General features: G+C 63.5%; 27 protein-coding genes and 1 tRNA gene. 12 read left to right on the top strand and 16 right to left on the bottom strand.

Going from position 1 to position 26,608, the window contains the following annotated elements; all coding sequences use genetic code 11:
- Positions 1–91 precede the first annotated feature (91 nt).
- From rplI to WFI54_RS09215, 6 genes are all read right to left on the bottom strand, one after another.
- On the bottom strand, positions 92–541 hold the full coding sequence (gene rplI / locus WFI54_RS09240) for a 50S ribosomal protein L9 (RefSeq protein WP_336652500.1): 450 nt from the start codon (positions 539–541) through the stop codon (positions 92–94).
- Positions 542–560: 19 nt separating this feature from the next.
- Positions 561–821: a 30S ribosomal protein S18 gene (gene rpsR / locus WFI54_RS09235; protein WP_017884085.1), complete on the bottom strand. Its 261-nt coding sequence runs from the start codon at positions 819–821 to the stop codon at positions 561–563.
- A 54-nt stretch (positions 822–875) separates the two neighbouring features.
- Positions 876–1,418, bottom strand: coding sequence for a single-stranded DNA-binding protein (gene ssb, locus WFI54_RS09230; protein ID WP_336652499.1), 543 nt, complete (start codon positions 1,416–1,418; stop codon positions 876–878).
- 3 nt (positions 1,419–1,421) lie between these two features.
- Positions 1,422–1,781 (bottom strand): 30S ribosomal protein S6, encoded by a 360-nt coding sequence (gene rpsF, locus WFI54_RS09225; RefSeq protein WP_336652498.1) that lies wholly within the window; start codon positions 1,779–1,781, stop codon positions 1,422–1,424.
- A 147-nt stretch (positions 1,782–1,928) separates the two neighbouring features.
- Positions 1,929–2,687 carry a PIG-L deacetylase family protein gene (locus WFI54_RS09220; RefSeq protein ID WP_336652497.1) on the bottom strand — a complete coding sequence of 253 codons (759 nt, stop codon included), beginning with the start codon at positions 2,685–2,687 and terminating at the stop codon, positions 1,929–1,931.
- Positions 2,688–2,774: 87 nt separating this feature from the next.
- On the bottom strand, positions 2,775–4,199 hold the full coding sequence (locus tag WFI54_RS09215; protein WP_336652496.1) for a CCA tRNA nucleotidyltransferase: 1,425 nt from the start codon (positions 4,197–4,199) through the stop codon (positions 2,775–2,777).
- A 53-nt stretch (positions 4,200–4,252) separates the two neighbouring features.
- On the opposite strand from WFI54_RS09215, the gene WFI54_RS09210 reads away from it, so the two are divergent.
- The 3 genes from WFI54_RS09210 to trxA all read left to right on the top strand — a co-directional run bounded on the left by WFI54_RS09210 (position 4,253) and on the right by trxA (position 7,957).
- Positions 4,253–6,574 carry a DUF6049 family protein gene (locus tag WFI54_RS09210; RefSeq protein WP_336652495.1) on the top strand — a complete coding sequence of 774 codons (2,322 nt, stop codon included), beginning with the start codon at positions 4,253–4,255 and terminating at the stop codon, positions 6,572–6,574.
- Positions 6,575–6,676: 102 nt separating this feature from the next.
- Positions 6,677–7,603, top strand: coding sequence for a thioredoxin-disulfide reductase (gene trxB / locus WFI54_RS09205; protein WP_336652494.1), 927 nt, complete (start codon positions 6,677–6,679; stop codon positions 7,601–7,603).
- A 30-nt stretch (positions 7,604–7,633) separates the two neighbouring features.
- Positions 7,634–7,957: a thioredoxin gene (gene trxA / locus WFI54_RS09200; protein WP_336652493.1), complete on the top strand. Its 324-nt coding sequence runs from the start codon at positions 7,634–7,636 to the stop codon at positions 7,955–7,957.
- Positions 7,958–8,360: 403 nt separating this feature from the next.
- Here the strand turns inward: trxA and WFI54_RS09195 are convergent, their stop codons facing one another.
- The 9 genes from WFI54_RS09195 to rpmH form a co-directional block, all read right to left on the bottom strand.
- The gene (locus tag WFI54_RS09195) at positions 8,361–8,804 is read right to left on the bottom strand and encodes an SRPBCC family protein (protein ID WP_336652492.1); all 444 of its coding nucleotides are present in this window, start codon (positions 8,802–8,804) and stop codon (positions 8,361–8,363) included.
- A 66-nt stretch (positions 8,805–8,870) separates the two neighbouring features.
- Positions 8,871–9,881 (bottom strand): ParB/RepB/Spo0J family partition protein, encoded by a 1,011-nt coding sequence (locus WFI54_RS09190; RefSeq protein WP_336652491.1) that lies wholly within the window; start codon positions 9,879–9,881, stop codon positions 8,871–8,873.
- Positions 9,882–9,883: 2 nt separating this feature from the next.
- On the bottom strand, positions 9,884–10,801 hold the full coding sequence (locus WFI54_RS09185; RefSeq protein ID WP_336652490.1) for a ParA family protein: 918 nt from the start codon (positions 10,799–10,801) through the stop codon (positions 9,884–9,886).
- A complete protein-coding gene (gene rsmG / locus WFI54_RS09180; RefSeq protein ID WP_336652489.1) occupies positions 10,794–11,438 on the bottom strand; it encodes a 16S rRNA (guanine(527)-N(7))-methyltransferase RsmG in 645 nt (214 codons plus the stop codon). The genes WFI54_RS09185 and rsmG overlap by 8 nt, the downstream gene beginning before the upstream one ends.
- Positions 11,439–11,523: 85 nt before the next feature.
- The gene (locus WFI54_RS09175; protein WP_336652488.1) at positions 11,524–12,027 is read right to left on the bottom strand and encodes a Jag family protein; all 504 of its coding nucleotides are present in this window, start codon (positions 12,025–12,027) and stop codon (positions 11,524–11,526) included.
- Positions 12,028–12,034: 7 nt separating this feature from the next.
- Positions 12,035–12,982 (bottom strand): membrane protein insertase YidC, encoded by a 948-nt coding sequence (yidC, locus tag WFI54_RS09170; protein WP_336652487.1) that lies wholly within the window; start codon positions 12,980–12,982, stop codon positions 12,035–12,037.
- A gap of 5 nt (positions 12,983–12,987) precedes the next feature.
- Positions 12,988–13,296, bottom strand: coding sequence for a membrane protein insertion efficiency factor YidD (yidD, locus tag WFI54_RS09165; RefSeq protein ID WP_336652486.1), 309 nt, complete (start codon positions 13,294–13,296; stop codon positions 12,988–12,990).
- Positions 13,293–13,751 carry a ribonuclease P protein component gene (gene rnpA / locus WFI54_RS09160; RefSeq protein ID WP_336652485.1) on the bottom strand — a complete coding sequence of 153 codons (459 nt, stop codon included), beginning with the start codon at positions 13,749–13,751 and terminating at the stop codon, positions 13,293–13,295. The genes yidD and rnpA overlap by 4 nt, the downstream gene beginning before the upstream one ends.
- A gap of 24 nt (positions 13,752–13,775) precedes the next feature.
- Complete coding sequence (gene rpmH / locus WFI54_RS09155; RefSeq protein WP_010155609.1) at positions 13,776–13,913, bottom strand: 50S ribosomal protein L34; 138 nt, start codon at positions 13,911–13,913, stop codon at positions 13,776–13,778.
- Between the two features lie 325 nt (positions 13,914–14,238).
- Between rpmH and dnaA the strand changes: the two genes are divergently transcribed.
- The 9 genes from dnaA to WFI54_RS09110 all read left to right on the top strand — a co-directional run bounded on the left by dnaA (position 14,239) and on the right by WFI54_RS09110 (position 25,762).
- Complete coding sequence (gene dnaA, locus WFI54_RS09150; RefSeq protein ID WP_442918565.1) at positions 14,239–15,708, top strand: chromosomal replication initiator protein DnaA; 1,470 nt, start codon at positions 14,239–14,241, stop codon at positions 15,706–15,708.
- 418 nt (positions 15,709–16,126) lie between these two features.
- A complete protein-coding gene (dnaN, locus tag WFI54_RS09145; protein WP_336652484.1) occupies positions 16,127–17,269 on the top strand; it encodes a DNA polymerase III subunit beta in 1,143 nt (380 codons plus the stop codon).
- Positions 17,270–17,281: 12 nt separating this feature from the next.
- Positions 17,282–18,442 carry a DNA replication/repair protein RecF gene (gene recF / locus WFI54_RS09140; protein WP_336652483.1) on the top strand — a complete coding sequence of 387 codons (1,161 nt, stop codon included), beginning with the start codon at positions 17,282–17,284 and terminating at the stop codon, positions 18,440–18,442.
- Complete coding sequence (locus tag WFI54_RS09135; protein ID WP_336652482.1) at positions 18,439–18,933, top strand: DUF721 domain-containing protein; 495 nt, start codon at positions 18,439–18,441, stop codon at positions 18,931–18,933. The genes recF and WFI54_RS09135 overlap by 4 nt, the downstream gene beginning before the upstream one ends.
- A gap of 346 nt (positions 18,934–19,279) precedes the next feature.
- On the top strand, positions 19,280–21,277 hold the full coding sequence (gene gyrB, locus WFI54_RS09130; RefSeq protein ID WP_336652481.1) for a DNA topoisomerase (ATP-hydrolyzing) subunit B: 1,998 nt from the start codon (positions 19,280–19,282) through the stop codon (positions 21,275–21,277).
- Positions 21,267–23,831, top strand: coding sequence for a DNA gyrase subunit A (gyrA, locus tag WFI54_RS09125; protein WP_336652480.1), 2,565 nt, complete (start codon positions 21,267–21,269; stop codon positions 23,829–23,831). Before gyrB ends, gyrA begins: the two co-directional genes overlap by 11 nt.
- Positions 23,824–24,231 (top strand): DUF3566 domain-containing protein, encoded by a 408-nt coding sequence (locus WFI54_RS09120; protein WP_336652479.1) that lies wholly within the window; start codon positions 23,824–23,826, stop codon positions 24,229–24,231. The genes gyrA and WFI54_RS09120 overlap by 8 nt, the downstream gene beginning before the upstream one ends.
- Before the next feature lie 97 nt (positions 24,232–24,328).
- Positions 24,329–24,405 (top strand) — tRNA-Ile (locus WFI54_RS09115).
- Positions 24,406–25,306: 901 nt separating this feature from the next.
- Positions 25,307–25,762: a DUF4234 domain-containing protein gene (locus WFI54_RS09110; protein ID WP_336652478.1), complete on the top strand. Its 456-nt coding sequence runs from the start codon at positions 25,307–25,309 to the stop codon at positions 25,760–25,762.
- A gap of 102 nt (positions 25,763–25,864) precedes the next feature.
- Here WFI54_RS09110 and WFI54_RS09105 read toward each other — a convergent pair whose 3' ends face one another.
- Complete coding sequence (locus WFI54_RS09105) at positions 25,865–26,527, bottom strand: MarR family winged helix-turn-helix transcriptional regulator (protein WP_336652477.1); 663 nt, start codon at positions 26,525–26,527, stop codon at positions 25,865–25,867.
- Between the last annotated feature and the right edge of the window lie 81 nt (positions 26,528–26,608).

Below are 26,608 nucleotides of genomic sequence, written 5' to 3'. Positions count from 1 at the left end.
GACACTCTCGCAGCTAGCGCCCGATCCACCCCGCACGCACGAAAGCGGGGCGGGATCCCGAAGGATGCCCGCCCCGCTCGAAACGCAGAGATTAGCGCTGCGCGATGACCTGGAGGGTCACCTTGGCATCGACGCCCTCGTGCAGGTGCACGATGGCGGCGTACTCGCCGGTCGTCTTGATGGTCGGAACGGTGATCTTGCGCTTGTCGATCTCGCCCAGACCAGCCTCCGAAACCGCAGCGGCCACGGCCGCGGGCTTCACCGAGCCGAACAGACGGCCCTCAGCACCGGTCTTTGCGAGCAGGCGGATCTTGCCCTCCTGCAGCTTGGCCTTGAGCGCCTGAGCGTCCTCGACTGAAGCGAGCGCACGAGCGTCGCGCGCAGCGCGGAGCTGTGCAACCTGGGCCTCGCCACCGCGAGTCCAGTGCACCGCGTAGCCCTGCGGCACGAGGTAGTTGCGTGCGTAGCCGTTCTTGACGTCGACGACGTCACCGGCGGAACCGAGGCCCTGGACCTCGTTCGTGAGAATTACCTTCGCCATGATGTGCTTCCTTCGCGGCTCAGCGGCCGGAGCCGGCGTAGGGGAGGAGCGCCATCTCGCGGGCGTTCTTCACGGCCTTCGCGATCAGTCGCTGCTCCTGAACGGACACGCCGGTGATGCGGCGGGCGCGGATCTTGCCGCGCTCAGAGATGAACTTGCGCAGCGTCGCGACATCCTTGTAGTCGATGACGCCGACGGTCTGCTTCTTCGCGGGTGCGAGGGTCTTGGCGTTCTTACCCCGACCCGGCTTGCGGCCTGCGCCGCTGGACTTGCCTGCCATATTTGGTCTCTTTTCGTGATGCGATCCGGCTGGCCGGATCAAGAAGTTATCTGCCTAGAAGGGCTGCTCGTCGTCGAAGCCGCCACCGAAGTCGTTGCCGCCGCTGGGAGCGCCGCCCTGACCGGAGTTGGTCCAGGGGTTGCCTTCCTGCTGCTGCGCAGCGGGGCGACCCCAGCTGCTCTGACCCTGGGGCTGCTGGCTGCCGCCGCCAAAGCCGCCGACCTGGCCGCGCGACTGACCGCGGCTGACCTGAGCGGTGGCGAAACGCAGCGACGGGCCGACCTCTTCGACCTCAAGGTCGAGCGAGGTGCGCTGCTGCCCCTGGTTGTCGGTGTAGCTGCGCTGCGTGAGGCGACCCTGCACGATAACGCGCATGCCCTTCGTGAGCGATGCCGCGATGTTATCGGCGTATTCGCCGTACGCGCGACATCCGAGCCACAGCGGTTCGCCGTCAGACCAATCGCCCGACTGACGGTCACGCACGCGCGGCGTCGAGGCGATCCGGAAGGTCACCCACGACTTGCCGGCCTGGCTCACGCGAGGCTCGGGGTCGGCAACGAGGTTACCGACAACAGTGATCAGCGGCTCGCCGGCCATGAGCTACGCGCCCACCTTCGCGGCACGAGCGGCCTTGGCCTGATCGCGCTTGGCCTGGGCGGCACGCTGAGCGATGAGCTCGTCTGCGCGGAGCACCTTGGTGCGCAGCACGGCCTCGGAGAGACCCAGCTGACGGTCGAGCTCGGCAGTGGCTTCGGGGGTCGCGGAGAAATTCACCACGACGTAGATGCCTTCGGCCTGCTTCTTGATCTCGTATGCGAGACGGCGCTTGCCCCAGATGTCGACGTTCTCGATTTCGCCGCCCGCATTGCGGATGACGCCGAGGAACTTGTCCATGCTGGGGGCCACGGTGCGCTCGTCGATACCCGGATCGAGGATCACCATGAGTTCGTACGGATGCATTACTGACCCACCTCCTTCGGACTTCACGGCCACAGGATTTCTGTGGCAGGAGGGTGTTTATGCGATGTGCCCGTGCACTGAGCGGATCGCTCTGCACGCAGACAACTCGAACAGCTTAGCACCTTCGTGCTGCGGCCGCCCGGCCAGTTATGAGAGGCGACGGAACCGCTCCACACGGCGGATCGGCTCACGCTGCCCGCCGACGTGCACGATCTCTTCGCCGTCGACGGTCAGCTGCGTGCCGTGGGCCCGCAGCGCGGCGACCTTGCGCTCGAACCAGGGGGAGACGTCGTAGCTTTCGCCGGTTTCGTCGGCACCGGGCACGATCTCCCAGAAGGGCAGTTCGAGCGCCTGCGCGACGGCGCGCGACAGCCGATGTGCGAAGCGGTGGTCTGGGTGGCCGTAGCCGCCCCCGTCGTCATAGCTCACGATCGCCTGCGCTCCCGCCAGGTAGGCGGCGGCGAGCAGATCGTTCAATGCCTCGACGGCCGGCGCGCTGGTGAGGGCGTCGCGGCTCGCCTCGGGTGCGGCCGTTGCGCGACCGTCGGATCCCCAGGCCATGCCCGAATCCTCGTAAATGGTGGGGGGCAGCCCTTCGGCGCGCGCGGGTTCGACGCCGAGGAAGGTGTGGCGCTCCACTCCGAGCATGCCGAGCGCTGTCTTCAGTTCGTTCTGCCGCACGACAGCGAGGCCGTGCGTGCCTGCGAGCGCCTGCAGCGGCCCGGGCGTCACTTCGCCCTGCTCACCCCGGGTCAGGGTGACGAGCAGCGGTTCGAGCCCGGCCTCGGCGAGCGCCGCGAGGGTGCCGCCGGTGCAGATGGTTTCGTCGTCGGGGTGCGCGTGCACGAACATTGCGCGCGAGCGGCCATCGAACCAAGTGTTCGGATCCGCTGCTTGCTCACTCATCGCGTTCTCCATCTTCGTTGCATTCTTCGGGTCTCGCAGGTCTTGCGCTTCACATCGCTCGAGAGATTCCGAGCGATCAGTGCCGGTTCAGGCTTGCTGCGCGTACCAGGTGCGCAGTCGCTCCTCGGCTGCGGCCTCGCCGATGGGCCCCTCGTCGAGGCGCACTTCGAGCAGGTATTTGTAGGCGCGACCCACGAGCGGCCCCGGCGGAATATCGAGCAGCGCCATGATCTGTTCGCCGTCGAGTTCGGGGCGCACGGCGGCGAGCTCTTCGGCTTCGGCGAGTTCGCCGATGCGGCGCTCGATGTCGTCGTAGGCGTGGGCGAGGCGTTCGGCCTTGCGCCGGTTGCGGGTGGTGACGTCGGCGCGGGTGAGGATGTGCAGGCGGTCGAGTTCGTCGCCGGCGTCGCGCACGTAGCGGCGCACTGCGGAATCGGTCCACTGCTGGTCGCTGTAACCGAAGAACCGCAGGTGCAGCTCGATGAGGCGCGCGGTGCGCTTGATGGTGTCGTTGTCGAAGCGCAGCTCGCGCAGGCGTTTCTTGGCGAGCTTCGCGCCCACCACGTCGTGGTGGTGGAAGGTGACGCCGCCGTGTTCGAAGCGTCGGGTGGCGGGCTTGCCGATGTCGTGCAACAGGGCCGCGATCCTGAGCACCACATCGGGGGAGGGGTCGTGCCCGCGTTCAGCCTCGAGCTCGATCGCCTGCCGCAGCACGGTGAGGCTGTGCTCGTAGACGTCTTTGTGGCGGCCGTGGTCGTCTTGGGTGGAGGTGAGAGCGCTGAGTTCGGGCAGGAAGCGGTCGGCGAGGCCGGTTTCGACGAGCAGCCGGATGCCGGGCACCGGGTCGGCGGTCGACAGCAGTTTCACGAATTCGTCGCGCACCCGCTCGGCGGAGATGATGTCGAGGCGTTCGGCGAGTTCCCACATCGACGCCTGGGTCTCTGGCACCACTTCGAAGCCGAGCTGCGATGCGAAGCGTGCGGCGCGCAGCATTCGCAGCGGATCATCGGTGAACGATGCTTCGGGAGAGCCCGGGGTGCGGATCCGCCCGGCGAGCAGATCCTCGATGCCGTCCGACACGTCGACGAGTCGCATCTCGGGCAGCATGAGCGCGAGCGCGTTGATGGTGAAGTCGCGGCGTACGAGGTCGCCTTCGATGGTGTCGCCGAAGCTGACGTCGGGTTTGCGGGAGTCGTCGCGGTAGGTTTCGGCGCGATAGGTGGTGATTTCTACGGTTTCGCCGTGCAGACGGGCCGCGATGGTGCCGAAGTCGCGGCCGACATCCCACACGTTCTTGGTGAGCGAGTCGAGGATCGCGCGGGTCTCGTCGGGGCGGGCCGAGGTGGTGAAGTCGAGGTCGGTGACCGCTCTGCCCAACAGCGCGTCGCGCACGGGGCCGCCGACGAGGGCGAACTCGTGGCCGCGGTCAGCGAAGGCCTCTGCGAGGCTTGCGACCGGAGCGGAGGCGGCGATGGAGCGCAGCGCCAGCATGGATTCGGCGAGAGAGGGCATCCAATAAGGGTACCTGGGCGTGCGTATCGGGGGTGCTCCCTAGACTGGTTGCCATGTCGTTTTCTGCCGGGTCTCGCAAGCGCACGCTCATCGTGGCGGCGCTCGCGTTGGCCCTGTTGGGTGGCCCGGCGGCGGCTTCAGCCGCCGAGCTTCCGGCTGCTGACGCTGTCGATGCGACGATCGTGGCGTCACCGCGTGATCCGGTGCTCCGCAACGATGCGAGCGAGCTAAAGATCGATGTGCTTGTGGGCAATCGTGGTGCGCAGCCGCTGGCCGAGACCACGCTTGAGCTCGCGCTCGATCCGCGTCCGATTGCGTCGACTGACGATCTCGATGGGGTGTTCCCGCAGCATCCGCTCGATCTCGCCGAGGGGCAGCTCAGCGCGGTTGCGCCCGATGCCGAGCAGACCACCACGCTGACGGTGCCGCGCAACAAGTTGCCCTTCACTTCGGATACTCCTTCGGGGGTGTATCTGCTGCGGGTGTCAGCTGCTCCAGACCTCAGCGTGACGGTGCCGCTGGTGTGGCAGGGTGCGACCTGGCCGGGGAAGGGCGGCGCGGGGAGCGCGGTGCGTCTTGGCATGATCGTGCCGATCGTGCTGCCGAGCGATACTCATACGCTGCCCACGCGTTCGCAGCTCGAAGAGCTGCAGTCGGGTTGGTCGCGGTTGCTCGATGAGGCGCGCACCGCTCAGGCGACGCTCGCGATCGATCCGAGGGTGGTGGCTGGCATTCGTGCGTACGGTGATGAGGCGCCTGAGTCGGCCAGGCAGTTCTTGGCTCGGCTTGAGGCGAGCACGCTGCCGAATTTTCTGCTGCAGTTCGCCGATGCGGATCCCTCAGCCCAGGCCGACCTCGGGTTCTCCGCACTGATGCAGCCGAGCAATCTCGATTTTGTAACACGATTCGGCAATTTCTCGGCTGATACGAAGCAGGGCGCTGGCGGGCAGCTTCCTGGCGGCGCTGAGCCGGGAACAGCGGTCGGCGGAGATGGCACGGCGGGAAATGCCGCGAAGGGCGAGTCAGGCGCTGGTAGCGCCTCGGATACCGCTGCTGCTGATAGTTATGGCACTGCGGGGGGTTCCGGCGATGGCGGCAGCGCAGATCCTTCGAACCCTGAGAGCGACACCGCAACGACGCCCTCACTCGCGCAGTTGCTGCAGTGGGATACCGTGCAGCCCACTGCCTGGCCCGCTGAGGGGTCGGTAGATCAGGCCACGCTCGATCTGCTGCGTGCGTCGAATATCAACACTGTCGTGCTCGACTCTGAGAATGTCGACCGTTCGAGCGGCGGTCCCCGCGTCGCTCTCGAGCAGGGCACCGCGGTGATCACCGACACGATGCTTGCGGCCTCTGCGCGCACGGCACTCGCGGCTTCGAGCGAGGTGGAGCGCGCCGCGGGTGTCTCCCGCTTGGCGGCGCAGCTGCTGCTGGCCGCTCAGAGCGGATCCGGTGATCTCGTGCTGGGCCTCGACAGGGGCGCGGTCGCAGACACCGAAGATCCTGCAGCGCTCATCGAGCAGTTGCGGGCGCTCGATTGGGTGGCGTCGACTCCGATCTCGGGGCTCGACGAAGGCACGGCGCTGCTGCGGGGCGCCGACACGCTGGAAGAGCGGCGCGAGCTGCTGCGGGCGGCTGTGGGGCGCGAGTCGACGGTCAACGAGCTCGGGGCGGTGCTCGTGAATCCCGAGTATCTGAGCGGCTACCAGCGCACCCGCCTGCTCGACCTGTTCGCCACGCGCTATGCGCTGCCGGGCACCGACTTCGCGAAGGTTGCGGGGCAGTATCGCGAGCGTGATGCAGAACTGCTGCAGGGCGTGCACGCGATCACCACTGAGCGCATGCAGCTGGTGGGTGCTTCCACTCGGGTTCCAGTGCAGTTGCACAACTCTCTTCCGTTTGAGGCGATCGTCGATGTGCAGGCTGTTCCGGCGTCTGCGGGGCTCACCGTCGAAGAGCCCCGCCTCGCAGATGTGGTGGTGCCGCCGGAGGGCAATGAGCGCGTGCTGGTGCCGGTGAACAGCCGTGTTTCTTCGGGGGAGTCGGGCCTAGTGGTGACGATTACGGCAACCTCAGACGATCTCACGGTGTTCACGGGCACGCTGCCCATCTCGATTCGCAGCGGGGTGGAAACCGTAGCGCTCAGCGTGTTGGGTGCGCTGGCATCGCTGCTGCTCGGCTTCGGCATTTGGCGCAGTGTGCGTCGCCTGCGTCGCCGCCGCACTGCCGGCGCAGGTGCCGACGCTGGTGCCAGTGCCGACGCCGACGATGCTGCTGTCGCAACCCACGCTGAGAATGGCGCTGCCGGTGTCAGCGATAGCGGCGTTGATAGTGGCAACAACACTCGGCTCGGCAACGACACTGACCCTGCCTGAGCGCGCCCCGGCCCCCGCGGAATAGCCCACGCCTAGGATTGGTTGTACTACCCGCGGCGGCCTACGGCCCGCCTCCCACCAGCATCGTGCGCGAGGAGCTCCATGCACCAGATCATCATCATCGGTTCCGGCCCGGCCGGTTTCACTTCGGCCATCTACGCCGCACGCGCAGGCCTGAAGCCGGTGCTCTTCGCGAGCTCGATCGGCATCGGCGGCGAGCTGATGAACACCACCGATGTGGAAAACTTCCCCGGCTTCCCCGAGGGTATCCAGGGTCCCGACCTCATGCAGCGCATGCAGGAGCAGGCCGAGCGCTTCGGCACCGAAATCGTCTACGACGACATCGTCGACGTCGATTTCTCGGGTGACGTCAAGCGCGTCACCGCCGGCGATGGCAGCGTGCACGAGGCCCGCACCGTGATCTACGCGACGGGCTCGGCCTACCGCAAGCTGGGGCTGCCTGACGAGGATCGCCTCTCCGGTCACGGGGTCTCCTGGTGCGCCACCTGCGACGGCTTCTTCTTCCGCGAGAAGACGATCGCGGTGGTCGGCGGCGGCGACTCTGCCATGGAGGAGGCCACCTTCCTCACCCGCTTCGCCGACAAGGTCTACGTGATCCACCGGCGAGAGGAGCTGAAGGCGTCGAAGATCATGCAGCAGCGTGCCTTCGACAACGAGAAGATCGAGTTCATCTGGAACTCCGAGGTCGCCGCGATCCACGGCGCAGACGAGGTCACCGGCCTCACGCTGCGCAGCACCGTCGACGGCACCGAGCGCGAGCTTGCGCTGCAGGGCCTCTTCATTGCGATCGGCAACGATCCGCGCACCCACCTGGTGCACGGCAAGCTGGATCTCACCGAAGAGGGCACCATCGCCGTCGAAGGCCGCAGCTCGCGCACCTCCGTCGCCGGTGTCTTCGCAGCAGGCGACGTTGTCGACCCTACCTACCGGCAGGCCATCACGGCCGCAGGTTCGGGCACGGTCGCAGCGCTCGACGCCGAGCACTACCTGGCCGCCCTCGACGGCTGAGCCCCACCCGCTCACACAAGGAGAAGAACAATGTCAGAACCCATCAACGTTGACGAGCAGACCTTCGAAAAGGTTGTGCTGCAGAGCGACATCCCCGTGCTTGTCGATTTCTGGGCTGCGTGGTGCGGCCCCTGCCGTGCTGTCGCTCCCGTGCTCGACAAGATCGCGGCCGAGCAGGATGGCAAGCTGCGCATCGTCAAGCTGAACGTCGACGAGAACCCCAACCTCGCGGCGCAGTACCGCATCACCTCCATCCCCGCGATGAAGGTGTTCAAGAACGGCGAGGAGGTGCGCGAGATTATCGGCGCCATGCCGAAGCCGATGATCGAGGAGCACCTGAACGGGATCATCTAAGCCCTTTCTCCTCGCGGCGGTGCGGCTTACGTTTGCACTGATCGCGGTCGGTTGCGAAGGGAATGAACAACGAATCCCGCCTCGGGCTCTGGCCCGAGGCGGGATTCGTTGTGTGCGGGGGCCGCGAAGGCGCTACCTGAGGCGACGGCGCACCAGGGCCTGCGCGGCGAGCAGAGTCGCGCCGAGCACCGCTGCCGCACCGGCAACGACGCCCCAGCTCACGGGTGCCTCACCGAGGCCGGTCTTCGCAAGACCGGTCTGCAGCTTCCAGGTGCCGTCGGCACTGTGACCGCCGGAGCCACACTTACCATCGCCAGTGCTGCTATCTTCGCCGGAGCTTCCGCTTTTCCTCGGTCACCACCCGGGATCCCCCTGGAACTTCCCACAGCACAACGCCCCGCGATTAGCCCTCGACAAGCGCCGCCAAACGATCGATCGACCCCCGCAACGACTCAGCCGTCGTCGCCCGAGCCCGCGCAAACCGCGACTCATCGGTGAGCTGCGACCAGTCGTACACATGGCGCACCAAGGTGCCGCCATCTGTCGGCTCCAGCTCCCAGCGCCACACGTGCCCCCGCGGTTCTTCGCCCACCGGAGCCGGCTTCCACGCGATCCGCCGCCCCTCCTCGAACTCGATGACGTGATTCTCGCGGCCCTCGCCGTTGTGAATGCGCATCACGAACACTTCGCCCACGCCGTGCACACGCTGCCCTCTGGGAGCCTCCACCAGATTGTCGTTGCCATCCCAGCGAGGCTGCTGCGCCGGATCGGCGATCAGCTCGAATATGGCGGCCGCATCAGCGGCGATCACCCGTTCAGCGGTCACAATGCGGCTTTGCTCAGTCATGCCGCCAGTCAACCACAGCGGGGGAGCCGCCACCATTCACCTGCCTTCGGCAGTATCAAGAGAGGCTCAGCTGAAGCCGGGGTCTCCGAGCTCCGACAGAATGCGCTTCAGGTCGGCGATCGTCGCGAAGTCGATGATGATCTGCCCCTTCTTCGCGCCCAGCTTCACCGCCACCCGCGTATCGAAACGGTCGCCCAGACGATCCGCGATCTCACCGAGCTGCGCCTGCACGCCGCCCGCCCGCGGCTTCGGCACCCGACGCTTCGGCTCCTCAGATGCCGCAGCCTCAGCCGCGCGCACCGACAGACCCTCATTCACAATCTTGTCGGCCAGACGCTGCATCGACTCGCCGTCACCATCAAGCGACAAAATCGCCCGCGCGTGACCCGCCGACAACACACCCGCAGCCACCCGCGCCTGTACCTGCTCAGGCAGGCGCAACAAACGGATCGTGTTCGAAATCTGCGGGCGCGAACGCCCGATCCGCTCAGCCAGCTGCTCCTGCGTGATGCCGAAATCGGCGAGCAGCTGCTGATACGCCGACGCCTCCTCCAGAGGATTCAGCTGCGCACGGTGCAGATTCTCAAGCAGCGCGTCGCGCAGCATGTGCTCATCGGCGGTGCTGCGAACGATCGCGGGGATCGTCTCCAAGCCCGCACGCTTCGAAGCACGCAGACGACGCTCACCCATGATCAGCTCGTACCGGGGCTCGCCCTCCGCGGGGGCCGGCTCGATGGCACGCACCACGATCGGCTGGAAAACGCCGAACTCACGCACACTGTGCGTCAGTTCATCAAGCGCTTCCTCATCGAACTCGGTGCGAGGCTGCGAACGGTTCGGTACGATCTCAGCAACCGCCAAACGCGTCAACTGCGCGCCGGGCACCTCCTGCAAACGTGGGGCATCGGCAGTCTCCGACGCCGCGCCCGTCGCCTCTTCACTCTCGGTGGCGGCAACAGCTGCCGCTCCATTGTTCGCGGGGAAGAACACATCGACCGGGCGCTCCCCGGTCGATGGCGCCTGCGGAATGAGCGCGCCAATCCCGCGGCCGAGCCCGCCTCGCTTCTTGGTCGCCATGCCTACGCCTCTCCGTCTTCGTGTGAGTCTGCCCCCTGCGGTGCGCCAGCGCCGCGATCCGCCATCTCAGCAGCCGCCTCAAGATACGCAAGCGCACCGATCGAACCGCCGTCATACGCGTGCACCGTCTGCCCGTAGCTCGGTGCCTCAGAAATGCGCACCGACCGTGGAATCACCGCAGCAAGCACCTGCTCAGGGAAATGCGACCGCACCTCACCGGCAACCTCCTGCGCAAGATTCGTGCGCGCGTCGTACATGGTGAGCAAAATCGTGGAGATCGCGAGCCCCGGATTGAGATGCTTCTGGATCAGTTGGATGTTGCCCAGTAGCTGGCTCAGGCCCTCCAGCGCGTAATACTCGCACTGAATCGGGATCAGCACCTCGTCAGCGGCGACGAAAGCGTTGACCGTGAGCAGTCCCAGCGACGGCGGGCAGTCGATGAACACGTAGTGGTAGGCGTGCTCTGCCTGCGCGAGGAAACTCTGCAGCGCCGTGCGCAGACGCTGCTCACGGGCCACCAACGACACCAGCTCGATCTCAGCACCCGCGAGGTTGATCGTCGACGGCACACAGAACAGATTCTCGTGATCGGTGGTCGGCTGCAGCGCATCTTCGAGGCTGCTGTCACCCAACAACACGTCGTACACACTCGTCACCTCAGGGCGATGCGGCACACCGAGCGCCGTCGACGCATTACCCTGCGGATCAAGATCGATCACCAGCACCCGCGCGCCCCGGCGAGCCAGCGCCGAAGCCAAGTTCACCGTGGTGGTGGTCTTGCCGACGCCGCCCTTCTGGTTTGAAACCGTGATGATGCGCGGTGCCGAAGGAAGCGGGGACACCGTCTCAGCGAGTTTGCGGCGTCGCCTAATTTTGTCGACGAGGTGATCGCCGACGAGCGTCTTCTCCGCCTCAGCCATGAGAACCGATTTTAGCCCGAAACACGCGCGTCGTCTCGGCCAGCTGCCCCGCGCCGAGCTCCTCCACCGAGATCTCCCGCACCCGGTGCTTGCGTAGCACCTTCTCGGCAGCATCGATCTCGCCCTGCACCGAAGTGCCCTTGAGGAACAGCATCTCACCGCCGTCGCGCAGCAGGGGAGCGGTCAGCGGCACCAACTTGCGCAGCGCAGTCACCGCGCGCGCAGTAACCTGATCCACCTCAAAGGCGCCGTGATACTCCTCGGCACGCCCCCGCAACACCTCGACATTGTCGAGCTGCAAGCGCTCGATCTGCTCGTTCAGCCAGTTGCAACGGCGCTCCATCGGCTCGATGAGCCGAAACTCCGCTTCGGGGCGCACAATCGCCAGCACCAAGCCCGGCATTCCGCCACCCGTGCCGATATCAGCGACCTTGGCACCCGCAGTGATGAGCGGCGCGAGAATCGCGCTGTTCAGCAGGTGACGCGTCCAAAGACGCGGCGGTTCGAGCGGCCCGATCAGACCGAGCTCTTCACCGCGTTCGCCGAGATCCCGCGCGAACTCACGCAGCACCTCGATGCGGTCGCCCGCAATCTCCGCCGCGGCCGACGGTTCGACCTCAAGCTCGCTCTCGCTCACTGCGCCCCCTTCGCGTTCGTGTGTCCGGTCATGCTCAGGCAGCAGGCCTGCAGCGGCGTTTCACGTGAAACGCGCGTGCGGCCCCTCAACCGCGGCTGATGACGAGCCGGCGATCCTTGCCCTCGCCGCGCGACTCCGAGAAGTAGCCGCGTTCAGCCACATCATCGTGCACCAGCTTGCGCTCGTACGACGACATCGGCTCCAGCTCGACCCGGTCCAGGCCGGCAGCGATCTGAGCGATCGCGGCGTCAACCATGCCCTTGAGCTCAGCCGCGCGCGCATTGCGCGACCCACCCACATCGATGATGAGCCGCGAGAAGCGCCCCGTCTTCGCCTGCACCGCAAGGCGCGTCAGATCCTGCAGGGCCTGCACCACGTCAGGCGTGGCAAGCCGATCAAGATCGGAGCCGCCACCGTTAACGGCAACATAGGCACGCCCGTTCGCAACATCGATGTCGATGTCGCCACCGAGTTCAGCGATGTCGAGCAGACCCTCAATGTAATCGGCAGCGAGATCGCCGTCGGATTCGAGTTCTTCGACAGCCGGCTCCACGTGCGTGCGGTCGGCGATTGCCTCGTCAATGCTCACAGTGACCTCACTTTTTCTTCTTCTTGGCGCGCTTCGCGCTGACAGGCTGCTGGCGCTGGCCCAGTTGCTTCGGCTGCTCGGCAACCTCAAGAGCCTTCGCCTCTTCGTCGGTCAGCTTACCCTTCGCCTTGAGACGGGCCTGACGTGCACGCCACGCATCGCTGCCCGGGGTGGGCATGTTGCGGATCACGATGAACTGCTGCCCCATGGTCCACAGGTTCGAGGAGAACCAGTAGATGTTGAGCGCGAGTGGGAACGCAACACCCGAGAACAGGAAGGCGAACGGAATGATGTACAGCAGCACGCGCTGCTGACGGTACATCGGCGAGTTCTTCGTCTCGTCAGAGACGTTCTTCGACATGATCTGCAGCTGCGTGAAGAACTGCGACGCGATCATCAGCACCATGATGGTGCCGAGCAGCGCGACCACCATCCAGTTGCCGCTCTCCCAGCCCTGGGTGAACGTCATCTTCAGCGGGGCACCGAAAATCGACGCCGCATTGAAGCTCTCGGTGAGATCCTGTGTCATGAAGCCGATACCGGTCTTGTTCTCAGCCGCGTGCCGCAGCACGTAGAACAGCGAGAAGAAGATCGGCATCTGAATCAGGATCGGCAGGCACGACGCGAAGGGGTTGGTGCCGTGCTTCTTGTACAGCGCCATCGTCTCGCGGCTCATGGCCTCACGCGAGAACTGATCCTTCTTGCCCTTGTACTTGTCCTGAACCTTCTTCAGCTCAGGAGCGATCTCCATCATGCGGCGCTGCGACTTGATCTGGCGCACCATCACCGGAATCAGGGCCGAACGCACCACGACCACCAGGCCGATAATCGACAGCACCCAGGTCACACCCGATGCCGGATCCAGGCCGAGCGCGGTGAACAGCCAGTGCCAAGCCCACAGCACCAGCTCGACGAGCCAGCGCAACGGCCAAAGTATCGTTTCGAAGAAGTCCACCGGGATCAGGCCTTTCGCTCGATGGGGCGGACGAAGCCGCGCTGATTAATCACAAAGTTCTGGCGCCGCCCGGGCGTGACATCATCGATGCCGCCGGGGCTGAACGGGTTGCAGCGCAGCAAACGCCAGATCGTCACAAGCGATCCGACGATGAATCCGCGCAGTTGATACGCCTCCACAGCGTATCGGGAACAGGATGGGTAGTACCTGCACACCTGGCCGTAGAGCGGTGAGATGAAGCGGCGATAGAGGTGCATGACACCGATCATCAGATTCCGGGGGAGGAACCAGAGGTCATACGCCAGACGCCTCATTTCCGCTCTCCTCCGTGCACCTCACGCTCGACCCTGTCAAGCGCGCGGTTCATCTCACGCTCCAACGCCTCGAACGATGCATCCGCCGCAGCGGGCAACGCGCGAAAGACCACATCCACACCCTGCATGCCACTGGCAATGCGGCGCTCAACCACCGACTTCATGCGGCGACGCACCAGATTGCGGGTGACCGCATTGCCCACAGCCTTGGAAATGATGAACCCGAACCGGGCCTGGGCCTGCATTGCGGCAAGGGCCGGGTCGCTTTCGCGGATTGCACCGGCAGTTTCAGACGTGCTCTCGGTGATGGTCTGGGCTGAGCCGACACCGCCGGCGCCCTCCTGAGAACGCAAAACCGCGTGGGTGATGCAGAACGCACCACCCACGCGGCGGCCGGTTCGCACGACGAACCGGTAATCCTCACCCCGGGTAACGCGATGCCGCTTGGCAGGCACGATGATCCAGGGAAGAAGAAGCGACTACGCGGTGAGCTTCGAGCGGCCCTTGCCGCGACGAGCCGCGACGATGGCGCGACCGGCACGGGTGCGCATGCGGGCGCGGAAGCCGTGCACCTTGGCGCGACGACGGTTGTTGGGCTGGAACGTACGCTTGCTCATGAAAGACTCCGTGACTTATGGAACAGATCCCCGCAGCTCGGAGCGTCGAGGAAGTCGGAATTGGGCAGGGCAGCAGTGGCTACCGCCCATACAAGGTCATTACTTTACGCCCAAATCGGGCCACAGTCAAAGCGGATTCCTGTCATTCCCGCCCGCGCACCGCCCGTCCAATTCCAGACTTGCCTGTGGACAAATCTGTGACTAACGTGGGCGCAGGTGTTCGTCCGGCCCGAACTCCCCAGTAATCCCGGGGGTTCACGCTCTTCAAGTTGTGGATAAAGCTGGGCATAACATATCTCTTTCCAGCTACGAAACCGAACCGAGTATCCGCGTGACAGACGACGAACTGCAAGAAGTCTGGGGCAGAGTCACCCAGGCCGTAATGGCCGATCCCGCAGTCGGCCCGGCTGTTGGCGCACAGTTGGCCCTCGCAGTGCCCCGCGGTATCGCCGCGGGAACGCTCTACCTCGCCGTGCAGCTCGAGTTCACCCTCAAGCTGCTTGAGAACCGGCTGCGCCCCGCCATCATGAACGCCATCTCCGGAATCGCCGACGCGCAGGAGATCGAGAGCTTCGTGGTGATCGTCGACGAAGACGCCCACCCCGCGCTTGATCCCGAGCCGGAGCCCGTGCCCCCGCCTGTGTCAGTGCCGCTGCACGCCGTCGACACAGATCCGGGGCTGCACGCCGCATCCCAACCGCGGCACGACACCCACCGCCCCGTTTCAGAGCCGCGCAGCCGCCATGGGGTAGATGAGCAACTCGACAGCCGGCTCAATGAGAAATACCGATTTGACAGCTTCGTGATCGGCCAGTCCAACCGCTTCGCGCACGCCGCAGCCGTGGCTGTGGCTGAGGCGCCCGCCCGCGCCTACAACCCGCTCTTCATCTACGGCGACTCCGGCCTGGGCAAAACTCACCTGCTGCACGCTATTGGGCACTACGCAAGAGAGCTCTTTCCCAGCGTGCGCGTGCGCTACGTCAGTTCGGAAGATTTCACGAACGACTTCATCAACTCCATCGCGAACAATCAGGGAGCAGCCTTCCACGCCCGCTACCGCAGCGTGGACATCCTGCTTGTTGACGACATCCAGTTCCTCGAAGACAAGGTCGAAACGCAGGAAGCGTTCTTCCACACGTTCAATACGCTGCACGATCACAACAAGCAGGTGGTGATCACGAGCGATGTGCAGCCGAAACAGCTGCGGGGCTTCGAGGAACGCATGCTGTCGCGCTTCGAGTGGGGTCTGTTGACAGATATCCAGGCGCCAGACCTCGAAACGCGTATTGCAATCCTTCGCAAGAAGGCGCAGCGAGAGAATCTCGAGATCGATCACAACATCCTCGAGTTCATCGCCAGCAAGTTCTCCTCGAACATTCGAGAGCTCGAAGGCACGCTGATTCGCGTCACCGCTTACGCGAGTCTGAATCAGCAGCGGATCGATATGCCGCTCGTGCACACCGTGTTGAAAGATCTCATCACGCTCGACGCCGACAATGAGGTGCAGCCCTCGGACATCATCAGCCGGACGGCCGAGTACTTCGATCTTTCAGTTGACGATCTGTACGGCCCCACGCGTGCGCAGCAGATCGCCACTGCACGACAGATCGCGATGTACCTCTGCCGGGAGTTGACGCCGCTGTCACTGCCGAAGATCGGTCAGCTTTTCGGTGGGCGCGACCACACGACGGTGATGTACGCCCATAAGAAGATCTCGCAGCTCATTGCCGAACGTCGCTCGATCTACAACCAGGTCACCGAGCTCACTACGCGCATCAAGCAGGGTTCTCGCTGAGGGGGCGCCCGCCGCTTGCGGCGGGCGAAATTATCCACAGTTATCCACCGCCCTGTGAATAAATGGGGACAAGTCGCACAAATCTGTGGAGGGAAACCGGCGGCCTGTGGAAACTCATGAATGACAAGATTTCCGCGTCATTCCGCCGATCCCCACTCATCCACCATTCGCCAACATCTCACAAAGATGTAGTTCTCTACGGAACACTGGGATGTCGCGAGTTATCCACAGTATCCACAGCTGTTAACACTGTTAACATCTCAATTCTTGTTAACGGGCGCTCGATCACGCAGACCGGCTGGGGACCGGGCCTTGAGATCCGCCTTACAAGAAGGTGACGGATGCCCCTCGCCTCCGAGTATGCAAAGATTGTGAACCGATGAGATTCATGCGCGCTTGCGCATGGGAGGGAAGCCAAATGCGATTCACCGTCAACCGTGACGTGTTCAGCGACGCTGTGTCGTTCGCAGTGAAGCTGCTTCCGCAGCGCCCCACCCAGCCCCTGCTCAGTGGTGCTCTCATCGAGGCTGAGGGCGACAAACTCACAGTATCTTCGTTCGACTACGAAGTCTCTGCACGCACGAGCGTCACCGCAGATGTTTCTGAGGCAGGTCGAGCACTCGTCTCAGGTCGCCTCCTCAGCGAGATCGCCCAGCGCCTTCCGCACGCCGATGTGGAATTGTCGCTCGTTGAGAACCGTGTTGAGGTGCGGTGCGGATCGGCGTCATTCCGTCTGCCCGCAATGCCTGTCGAAGAGTACCCGCAGCTTCCTCAGATCGACTCCATTTCCGGCTCGGTTCCCGCTGATCTGTTCGCTGATGCGATTGCGCAGGTCTCACTGGCTGCATCGAAGGACGATGTCACCCCGGTGATTACCGGCGTGCAGTTCGAGGTCACTGAAAACTCGCTCACCCTCACCGCTACTGACCGCTACCGCGTGGCAACCCGGAGCATCGACTGGGAGAATCAGAGCGGCCAGAACGATCTCAGCGCACTCGTGCCGTCGAAGATCGTCACTGAAGTGGGTAAGACCTTCTCCGGCGACGGCCAGGTGCAGGTTTCGATCATCAAGGATGATGAGCGTGAACTCATCGCCTTCACGGGCGGATCGAAGACGGTGACTTCGTTGCTGATCAAGGGCAACTACCCCCCGGTGGGCAGGCTGTTCCCCACCACCGTCGACAACTACTCAGTGGTGAACACGGCTGAGCTTGTCGAGTCGGTTGGTCGTGTCGGGCTCGTGCTTGAGCGCGAAGCCGCGCTTCGTTTCTCCTTCGCCGAGGGCACCGTGACTCTTGAGGCTGCTGGTACCGAGTCGGCGCAAGCGGTTGAAACCGTCGACGCGCACCTCGTGGGCGACGATATGGTGGTTTCACTGAAGCCTCAGTTCCTGCTTGACGGCCTGCGTTCAACGCACTCCGAGTTCGCTCGTATCGCGTTTACGCGCACCGACAACCCCGGTAAGCCCGGCCCGGTGCTGATCACGAGCCAGCGCAGCAAAGACGACGCTGACGAAGAGAGCTTCCGCTACCTGCTGCAGCCTAACCTGCTGCTGCGATAGGGGAGGGGAGCGATGCGGGTCGCGCACCTCTCGCTCGGAGACTTCCGCAACTACGCCACCGCCGAGCTCGAACTGCAGGCCGGCCCGAACCTTCTGGTGGGCCGTAACGGTCAGGGCAAAACGAATCTCGTCGAAGCCATCGCGTATTTCGCGATCCTTCGTTCGCACCGCGCGAGCGGTGACGTACCGATGATCCGAGCGGGCGCCGAGTCCGCGATTGCACGCATGAGGGTTGAGGCGGCACAGCGAGACGTGCTGCTCGAACTCCAACTGAACCGTGATCGCGCGAATCGTGCGCAGGTGAATCGCAATGTGGTGCGTCCCCGAGAGGTGACGAGATGGTTTTCTGCGGTCTCATTTATGCCAGAAGATCTCGGAATCGTTCGTGGAGAGCCCTCAGGACGGCGGCGCTTTCTCGATGATGCGCTGGTTTCGCGGCATCCGGTGGCTGCAGGGGCTCTCAGCGACTACGAACGTGCCGTTCGACAGCGCACTTCGTTGTTAAAATCGGCGCGCCGGGGCGCGGACGCACTCGAATCCACGCTAAGTATTTGGGATGAGCAGCTCATCGAGTATGGGGTGCAGATCATGCTGGCGCGTCGAGAACTCGTGCGCGATCTGGGTGCCCCCCTCCGAGCCGGCTATCGAGCACTGGTCGACGAGGATCACGCACCAACATTGGCGCTGAATGAGTCTGTGAGTGGTGCGACCTCCGATGTTTCACGTGAAACGCGCAGCACGGAGGAACTCGCTGACGTTTCACGTGAAACACTCGCAGAAGAGTTTCGCGCTGCATTGCGTGCGGTGCGGGGGCGCGAGATCGAGCGGGGAGTGACGCTGGTGGGCCCGCACCGTGACGATCTCCTCCTGAGTTTGAACGAACTGCCAGTCAAGGGCTACGCCAGCCATGGTGAGTCGTGGTCGTTCGCGCTTTCGTTGAAGATGGCGCTGGCAGAGGTGCTGCGGGCCGAATCTCCTGCGGGGGATCCGGTGATTATTCTCGACGACGTTTTTGCGGAACTTGATTCGCGGAGACGGGAGCGATTGATGTCGGCGGTGAGTGGCTTCGAGCAGGTGATTGTGACCGCTGCCGTGGAAGATGATGTGCCTGACGGCGTAGCCTGGCATCGAGTTCGAATCGAGGCGGGCAGAATCGTCGAGGAGGGTGCGTGACGTCTTCAGCGGGGAACGGATTCACCACCGAGGCATATCTGCGTGCCAAATCAATCTGGCGCGGGGCTCCGTTGCGGCGCAAAAATCGCCGCCGCACTGATGATGAATTGCCCGGGGGGCGGCCGTTCGGCGGTGGACGTGATCCGCGCGCTCTCGGAGAAGTGCTCACGGTCATGGCGAATGACATGGGGTGGAGTGCCGAGCTCGAACAGGCGCGCCTGTTGGCGGAATGGCCTGAGTTCGCCGGAGAGGCGACCGCGGAACATACCAAGGTGATCGGGATTAGCAACGGTGTGCTGCAAATTCAGTGCGACTCAACGACCTGGGCGACTGAGCTGCGTCGCCTCCGAGCCGAGATGCTGACGCGACTCCTACGCGACTATCCCGACGCAGAGGTGCGTGATCTGCGATTTCTTGCTCCAGGTGCCCCCACTTGGCGCCACGGCCCACGTACGGTCAAGGGCCGCGGCCCGCGCGATACCTACGGGTAACGAGATATCGTGTCGCCAGGGTGATGCCAGTGCGCGATGGGCTGGTGTCGGCGTTCAGGCACCAGAGCATCTTCCAAACACCACTGCGCGCGCAAACATTCTGCTATATGAGTGGCACCACACCCCGCAACTCGGAGCGAGAAGCGTTCGATCCATGGGCCGCGTCGTGCGCGAGACGCGGTGCATCGCGAGCTTTGCGGTGCGAATAGGGGTCGATCCGCCTTTGAATGTGGCCTCCAGCGGCCCGCCGCAGGGCTTTTCTCGGCCTGTCCTTGATAGACTGGTGTGCGGAAGTGTCCTGAGCGTAAAAGCACGCTGAGAGGGCCGGAAAAGGATCATTGAAGGCATGAGTTCAGAACAGGCCGCATCTGCGGAAGACTACGGCGCCGGAGCGATCCAGGTGCTTGAGGGCCTTGAGGCAGTGCGCAAGCGTCCTGGCATGTACATCGGTTCCACGGGCCCCCGTGGCTTGCACCACCTCGTTTATGAGATCGTCGACAACTCTGTCGATGAAGCACTGGCCGGTCACTGCGACACCATCGATGTCACCATCCTCGAAGACGGGGGAGTGCGTGTCATCGACAATGGCCGTGGTATTCCAGTCGATCCCCACTCGTCCGACCCCTCGAAGTCGTCGGTCGAGGTTGTGCTCACGGTGCTCCACGCCGGAGGCAAGTTCGGCGGAGGCGGCTACGCGGTTTCCGGTGGTCTGCACGGCGTCGGTTCCTCCGTGGTGAATGCGCTGTCGAGCCGGTTCGAAGTGGAGGTGAAGCGCCAAGGTTTCACGTGGAACATGTCGTTCACCGGCAGCGTTCCCGATGCGCCCCTCGCGCAAGGAGAACCGAGTGAGGAGACCGGCACCACCATCACCTTCTGGCCGAGCGCTGAAATCTTCGAGACCATTGAGTTCGATTATCAGACGCTGCGCACACGTTTCCAGCAGATGGCCTTCTTGAACAAGGGCCTCAAGATCATTGTCACCGATCTTCGCCCGCAAGAGCTCGTCGAGAACGAGGAGGGCGAGCTTGTTGCGCCGCCGGCTCCGCGCGACGAATTCTTGTACGAAAAAGGCATCGAAGACTACGTGCACTACCTCAATTCGGCCAAGCGCGCCGAGCTCGTGCACGACGACATCATCTCGTTTGAGCTTGAAGACACCGAGCGCAAGATCTCGGCAGAGATCGCGATGCAGTGGACGACGGCCTACACCGAGAGTGTGCACACCTACGCGAACACCATCAACACACACGAGGGCGGCACGCACGAGGAGGGTTTCCGAGCAGCGCTCACTACGCTCGTCAACAAATACGCCCGCGAGAAGAACATCCTGCGCGACAAGGATGACAATCTTTCCGGCGACGACGTGCGCGAGGGTCTGACTGCCGTGATCTCGGTCAAGCTCGGCGAGCCGCAGTTCGAGGGCCAGACCAAAACAAAGCTCGGCAACACCGAGGCCAAGGCCTTCGTGCAGAAGGTCGTGGGCGATCAGCTGGGCGATTGGTTCGAGCGCAATCCCGGTGCGGCGAAAGACATCATCCGCAAGGCGATCCAGGCAGCCACCGCGCGACTTGCCGCGCGAAAGGCCCGCGAGACCGCCCGCCGCAAGGGTCTCCTCGAGTCAGGTGGTATGCCCGGCAAGCTCAAGGACTGCTCCTCGAAGGATCCGTCGATCTCCGAGATCTTCATCGTGGAGGGCGACTCCGCAGGCGGCTCTGCTGTGCAGGGTCGCAACCCCGCAACGCAGGCCATCTTGCCGCTGCGCGGCAAGATCCTGAACGTGGAAAAGGCCCGGCTCGACCGTGCCCTCGGCAATGCCGAGGTGCAGGCGATGATCACAGCCTTCGGTGCCGGCATTGGCGAAGAGTTCGATCCCGAGAAAGCCCGCTACCACAAGATCGTGCTCATGGCCGATGCTGACGTCGACGGCCAGCACATCACCACGCTGCTGCTGACGCTGCTCTTCCGCTACATGCGCCCGCTCATCGATCTCGGCTACGTCTACCTTGCGCAACCGCCGCTCTACCGCATCAAGTGGGTCAACGCCGAACACGAGTACGCCTACAGCGACTCGGAGCGCGACGCCCTGCTTGCCCTCGGCGCCGAAAACGGCAAGCGCCTGCAGAAGGAGAGCGGCGTGCAGCGCTACAAGGGTCTTGGCGAGATGAACTACGAGGAGCTGTGGGAGACCACGATGAGCCCCGAGACTCGAACGCTGCGGCAGATCACCATGGACGACGCGGTAGCCGCCGACGAGATCTTCGCCACTCTGATGGGTGAAGATGTCGAGGCACGCCGTGGCTTCATTCAGCAGAACGCGAAGGACGTGCGTTTCCTTGACATCTGAAAACACCACCCCCGACAACCTCGAGCAGGAGGCCGCCGAAGAGGCGAACCACGGTCGGATCGACCAGGTCGATCTACAGCTCGAGATGCAGCGGTCCTACCTCGACTACGCCATGAGCGTGATCGTGGGGCGCGCCCTTCCCGATGTGCGCGACGGCTTGAAGCCCGTGCACCGTCGTGTGATCTACACGATGTACGACGGCGGATACCGCCCCGATAAGGCATTCTCGAAGTGCACCCGTGTCATCGGTGACGTGATGGGACAGTTCCATCCGCACGGCGACAGCGCGGTTTACGACTCGCTGGTGCGACTCGTGCAGCCGTGGGCTATGCGCTACCCCCTCGCGCTCGGACAGGGCAACTTCGGCTCTCCCGGCAACGATGGCGCGGCCGCGCACCGTTACACCGAGACGAAGATGTCGCAGCTCGCCATGGAGATGGTGCGCGACATCGACGAAGAGACCGTCGACTTCCAGGACAACTACGACGGCCGTACGCAGGAGCCCACAGTGCTCACTGCGCGCTTCCCGAATCTGCTCGTCAACGGCTCCGTGGGTATCGCTGTCGGTATGGCAACGAACATCCCACCGCACAACCTGCGCGAGGTTTCGGAAGCCGCAATCTGGCACCTCGAACACCCCGACGCAAGCCGCGAAGAGCTGCTCGAAGCACTCATGGAGCGGGTCAAGGGCCCCGACTTCCCAACGGGCGCGCAGATTCTCGGCACCAAGGGGATCCGCGAGGCTTACCGCACCGGGCGCGGTTCGATCACCATGCGCGCCGTGGTGAACATCGAGGAGATCCAGGGTCGTACCTGCCTCGTCGTCACCGAGCTGCCGTACCAGGTGAACCCCGACAACCTTGCGGTCAAGATCGCCGATCTTGTGAAAGACAACAAGGTTCAGGGCATTGCGGATATCCGCGACGAGACCAGCGGCCGCACCGGCCAGCGCCTCGTCGTCGTGCTGAAGCGCGACGCCATTGCGAAGGTCGTGCTGAACAACCTGTACAAGCACACGCAGCTGCAGGAGAACTTCGGCGCGAATATGCTCGCCATCGTCGATGGTGTGCCCCGCACACTCGCGCTCGACGGCTTCATCACGGCCTGGGCGAAGCACCAGATCGAGGTCATTGTCCGCCGCACCGAGTACCGGTTGCGGAAGGCAGAGGCAGAGGCGCACATCCAGCGCGGCTACCTGAAGGCGCTCGACGCTCTCGATGAAGTTATCGCGCTGATCCGCCGCTCTCCCACTGTGGAGGAGGCCCGCGAAGGCCTGATGAGCCTGCTTGATGTGGATCAGATCCAGGCAGATGCGATCCTCGGCCTGCAGCTGCGTCGCCTCGCCGCGATGGAGCGACAGAAGATTCTCGATCTCGCCGCGAAGCTCGAAGCGCAGATCAAGGAGTACGAGGGCGTTCTGGCCTCGCCCACCGAGCAGCGTGCGATCGTGATCGAGGAGCTCAGCGAACTCGTTCACAAGTACGGCGATGAGCGCCGCACCACGATTCTGCACGGCTTCGACGGCGATATGTCGATGGAAGACCTCATCCCCGAAGAGGAGATGGTGGTGACCGTCACACGCGGTGGCTACGTCAAGCGCACGCGCATCGACAACTACCGCTCGCAGCACCGTGGCGGCAAGGGAGTGAAGGGGGCGCAGCTGCGCGCCGACGATATCGTCGAGCACTTCTTCGTCACCACCACGCACCACTGGCTGTTGTTCTTCACGAACACGGGCCGCGTCTACCGCACGAAGACCTACGAGGTGCCCGAGGGTGGGCGGGATTCCAAGGGTCAGCACCTGGCAAACCTGCTGGCGCTCGCACCCGACGAGACCGTGACGCAGATCCTCGATGTGCGCGATTTCACCGACGGCTGGTTCCTGGTGCTCGCCACCCGAGACGGCCTGGTGAAGAAGACGGCGCTCACCGAGTACGACACCAATCGCACCGGTGGCATCATCGCCATCAAGCTGCGTGAGGGCGACGAACTGGTGTCTGCGCTGATCGCGGAGTCGAGCGACGATGTGCTGCTCGTGTCGAAGCACGGCATGTCAGTGCGATTTACAGCGTCTGATCAGGCGCTTCGACCGATGGGTCGCTCGACCAGCGGTGTGCGCGGCATGAACTTCCGTGACGGAGACTCGCTGCTGTCGGCCTCGCGGATCGACGGACTTGAGGGCTACGTGTTCGTGGTCACCGAGGGCGGTTACGCGAAGCGCACCGCCGTCGATGAGTACCGTGTGCAGAACCGCGGCGGATATGGCATCAAGGTCGCGAAGCTCGATGAGAACCGCGGCGATCTGGTCGGGGCGCTCATCGTTGACGAGACTGATGAGGTGCTTGCGGTGCTCGCAAGCGGCAAGGTTGTGCGGTCTGCGGTGGCCGAAGTGCCGGCCAAGGGGCGCAACACTATGGGTGTCGTCTTTGCGCGATTCCCAGAGCGGGACCGTATCATTGGCATCGCGCGAAACACGGAGCGCGGGCTCGACGACGAAGAGTCCGAGTCCCTGGGCACCGAGAACGCAGAGAACAAGGAAGACGTGAATGAGTAACACTGTCGCCGACAAGCTGGCAAAGAAGACCCGCAAGAAGGCCCCCGCGAAGCAGGTTCGCCTGAAGCTCGTCTACGTTGACTTCTGGTCTGCGGTGAAATTCTCGTTCCTGGTGTCGCTGTGCGTGGGCATCGTGAGCGTGGTCTCTGCGATTCTCATCTACACGGTGCTGCTGCAGACCGGAGTGTTCTCGCAGGTCGACGCCTTGTTCATGGACATCGTGGGTGAGGACAACAGCCTGATGAAGTTCATCGGCTTCTCGCAGGTGCTGGGTTTCTCGGTGGTTGTCGGAATCTTGAACACCATCGTGGGCACCGCGCTCGGTGCCATCGGCTCGCTGATCTATAACCTGTTGGTGCGCGTGCTGGGTGGTTTCCAGCTGGGCTTCACCAGCAACTAAGCGGCGCACTTCGCGTGCGCGACCACGGCAACTCGCCCGGTGTTCGGTTTCGATTTTTGATTTCGGCCCGAATCGGATAATGTTGTTGCTTGGTCAAGGGGCTATAGCTCAGGTGGTTAGAGCGCTTCACTGATAATGAAGAGGTCCCAGGTTCAAGTCCTGGTAGCCCCACCAACATATGCAAGGGCGGTCGAGAAATCGACCGCCCTTCGTCGTTCCGGTGCTCGCCCAGAAGTTTGAAACAGAAGTGGCGCACTTGTCCTCCTTGTGACGGGATCCCCCGGAGTCATGCCATGCGCTGTATTCTGGGCGCTCCGAAGTGCCAGAGGGCATCGGAACAACTGCGGCGGCTGCTACCGTGCTTGGAGCTATCAGGGCAACACTGATCTATATGAACGCGCATGTGCTTGAGGTTGAACGGACTTTGCTCGCGCTCGACCACCATGAGTGCGCCGCCGTCATCCGCACATGGCCTGTAGAGCCTCGAAGATGGAAACGGGGTTGAGAACGATCAAGCCGAGGTAGAACGCAGCATGGCGCAGCGATCTTCGGCAGCGTATCGACGACATTGAGAACGGCAAGATCGAACTGCTCGACACTGACGATGTTCTCGCGAGTATTTGCGCGGACCTCGCCGCCCGTCGCACGTGAGGCTGAGGAGCCGCATTCACCCGGAAGACAAGATGCGTCAATCGCTTCTAGCGTGAGTGGCGTAGATGAGCACAGACCATGTCAGGCACCTAACCTTTGTCCGAGCCTCGCCTGACTGATGCATGTTGTGCACCGCAGAATCGATGCAGACAAAGTCGTGCACAGTCGGACAAACCTCACTCATGAAGATGAGGTCCCAGGTTCAACTCCTGGTAGCCCCACCAACGTGCGCGAGGGCGGTCGACAACCGCCCCGTGTCGCACACGGGCTACTCTGCTGCGGCGAGGCTGCTCCGCGATGGCGGCGTAGCGGAGGCCTGTGCTGTTTGCACAGTCAATTCCTAGTATGATCAACTGGTTCACAGAGATCGTGCAGTGACAATGTGAACCTTTCTCAGCCTCATCACCTCACATTGAAGGATGCCATGACTCAGGTCGATACCCAGATCGATGCCCCGCAGCAGGCGCAGGCCGCTCGCCCCTACGCGAACCTCTCAACGAACCGTTCGCTCGTAAAGATGATTCTGTTGAGCATCATCACCCTCGGGATCTACGGGGTCTACCTGACTGCCCGCACCGGCGAAGACCTCAACACCATCGCCGGTCGATACGACGGTCGCCGCTCGATGAACTTCTGGCTTGTCGCGCTGCTCCTCGGGCCGATTACGCTGGGCATTGTCACCCTGGTGTGGTGGTACAAGACCAGCGACCGCATGGCTCGCGAGCAGCAGCGTCGCGGTCAGAGCGCAAGCGTAGGGGGCTCGGATTTCTGGCTCTGGAACATCCTCGGCAGCTTGATCATTGTCGGGCCGTTCATCTTTACCTACAAGTGGTTGAACGCAGCGAACCAGCTGTCGCGCGACTTCAACGAGCGCGGATAATCAGCTGCGAAGGGATTGAACAGCACAGGGCGCTCACCCTGGTGATCCCACCAACATACGCAAGGGCGGTCGAGAAATCGACCGCCCTTTGTCGTATGCGGGCTACGCAGTTGCGGGGCCGCCGGCGGGAGGGCCGGGAGGGCCGGGAGGAGTGGCACCAGGTGTGTCTGCGGCAGCGATCGAGGGAGTGTCGGAGGGGCTGGCCCAGTCGGCGCGGGTGAGTGAGATCTCGTCGGCCATGTCGTTGAGGAAGCGGGTGACGATGGCGCGTTCCTCGCTGCTGAGGCGGGCCGCGGCGTAGAAGCGTCGCGCCTGCTGGCGCCCCACGGTCTGCTTCGCAGATGATTCGGTTTCTGGGGTGATGCCGATCATGAAGGCGCGCCTGTCGCTCGGGTGCATGCTGCGTACGATGTGCGCGTCACGTTCGAGCCGGTTCAGGAGCTTCGTTGTCGATGCGGGGGAGATGCGCAGGTGCGCTGCGAGCATTCCAGGCGTGACGATATCGCCCTGACGCTTCGCGACGATCAGGTAGTGGAGTGCGCGCATCTCCTGCTCGCTCAGCTTCATGTACTTGCGAGACGCCTCGGAGAGTTTGGTCTCGGCCTCCCGCAACCGCACGAGAGCTTTCATCAGCTCTGCAATCTCGTCCATTGCCGCAGGGGTCACGTTCGACACATCTACGAGGTCGCTGCTTCCAGCTTTCAGGCCGACCCGGTAGAGGTTCTCCGAGATCCGATCGCCGGTCTCGTCGGAGGAATGTTCCATACCGTAATCCTAGAGTTTGTTAACCATCTCTCTGAGAAAGTATCCTTGTGTGTAATATCTCATACGAGCAATAATGTTCTT

The sequence above is a fragment of the Leucobacter sp. MMO-125 genome (genome assembly GCF_037148395.1).
Taxonomy (GTDB): domain Bacteria; phylum Actinomycetota; class Actinomycetes; order Actinomycetales; family Microbacteriaceae; genus Leucobacter.
The sequence above is the reverse complement of the archived record's forward strand: the minus strand, read 5'-3'. Positions and strand labels throughout refer to the sequence as shown.

Coding starts and splice junctions, on each gene's coding strand:
- rplI (WP_336652500.1), bottom strand. CDS start 541: ATGGCGAAGGTAATTCTCACGAACGAGGTCCAGGGCCTCGGTTCCGCC.
- rpsR (WP_017884085.1), bottom strand. CDS start 821: ATGGCAGGCAAGTCCAGCGGCGCAGGCCGCAAGCCGGGTCGGGGTAAG.
- ssb (WP_336652499.1), bottom strand. CDS start 1,418: ATGGCCGGCGAGCCGCTGATCACTGTTGTCGGTAACCTCGTTGCCGAC.
- rpsF (WP_336652498.1), bottom strand. CDS start 1,781: ATGCATCCGTACGAACTCATGGTGATCCTCGATCCGGGTATCGACGAG.
- WFI54_RS09220 (WP_336652497.1), bottom strand. CDS start 2,687: ATGAGTGAGCAAGCAGCGGATCCGAACACTTGGTTCGATGGCCGCTCG.
- WFI54_RS09215 (WP_336652496.1), bottom strand. CDS start 4,199: ATGCCCTCTCTCGCCGAATCCATGCTGGCGCTGCGCTCCATCGCCGCC.
- WFI54_RS09210 (WP_336652495.1), top strand. CDS start 4,253: ATGTCGTTTTCTGCCGGGTCTCGCAAGCGCACGCTCATCGTGGCGGCG.
- trxB (WP_336652494.1), top strand. CDS start 6,677: ATGCACCAGATCATCATCATCGGTTCCGGCCCGGCCGGTTTCACTTCG.
- trxA (WP_336652493.1), top strand. CDS start 7,634: ATGTCAGAACCCATCAACGTTGACGAGCAGACCTTCGAAAAGGTTGTG.
- WFI54_RS09195 (WP_336652492.1), bottom strand. CDS start 8,804: ATGACTGAGCAAAGCCGCATTGTGACCGCTGAACGGGTGATCGCCGCT.
- WFI54_RS09190 (WP_336652491.1), bottom strand. CDS start 9,881: ATGGCGACCAAGAAGCGAGGCGGGCTCGGCCGCGGGATTGGCGCGCTC.
- WFI54_RS09185 (WP_336652490.1), bottom strand. CDS start 10,801: ATGGCTGAGGCGGAGAAGACGCTCGTCGGCGATCACCTCGTCGACAAA.
- yidD (WP_336652486.1), bottom strand. CDS start 13,296: ATGAGGCGTCTGGCGTATGACCTCTGGTTCCTCCCCCGGAATCTGATG.
- rpmH (WP_010155609.1), bottom strand. CDS start 13,913: ATGAGCAAGCGTACGTTCCAGCCCAACAACCGTCGTCGCGCCAAGGTG.
- dnaN (WP_336652484.1), top strand. CDS start 16,127: ATGCGATTCACCGTCAACCGTGACGTGTTCAGCGACGCTGTGTCGTTC.
- recF (WP_336652483.1), top strand. CDS start 17,282: ATGCGGGTCGCGCACCTCTCGCTCGGAGACTTCCGCAACTACGCCACC.
- gyrB (WP_336652481.1), top strand. CDS start 19,280: ATGAGTTCAGAACAGGCCGCATCTGCGGAAGACTACGGCGCCGGAGCG.
- WFI54_RS09120 (WP_336652479.1), top strand. CDS start 23,824: ATGAGTAACACTGTCGCCGACAAGCTGGCAAAGAAGACCCGCAAGAAG.
- WFI54_RS09110 (WP_336652478.1), top strand. CDS start 25,307: ATGACTCAGGTCGATACCCAGATCGATGCCCCGCAGCAGGCGCAGGCC.
- WFI54_RS09105 (WP_336652477.1), bottom strand. CDS start 26,527: ATGGAACATTCCTCCGACGAGACCGGCGATCGGATCTCGGAGAACCTC.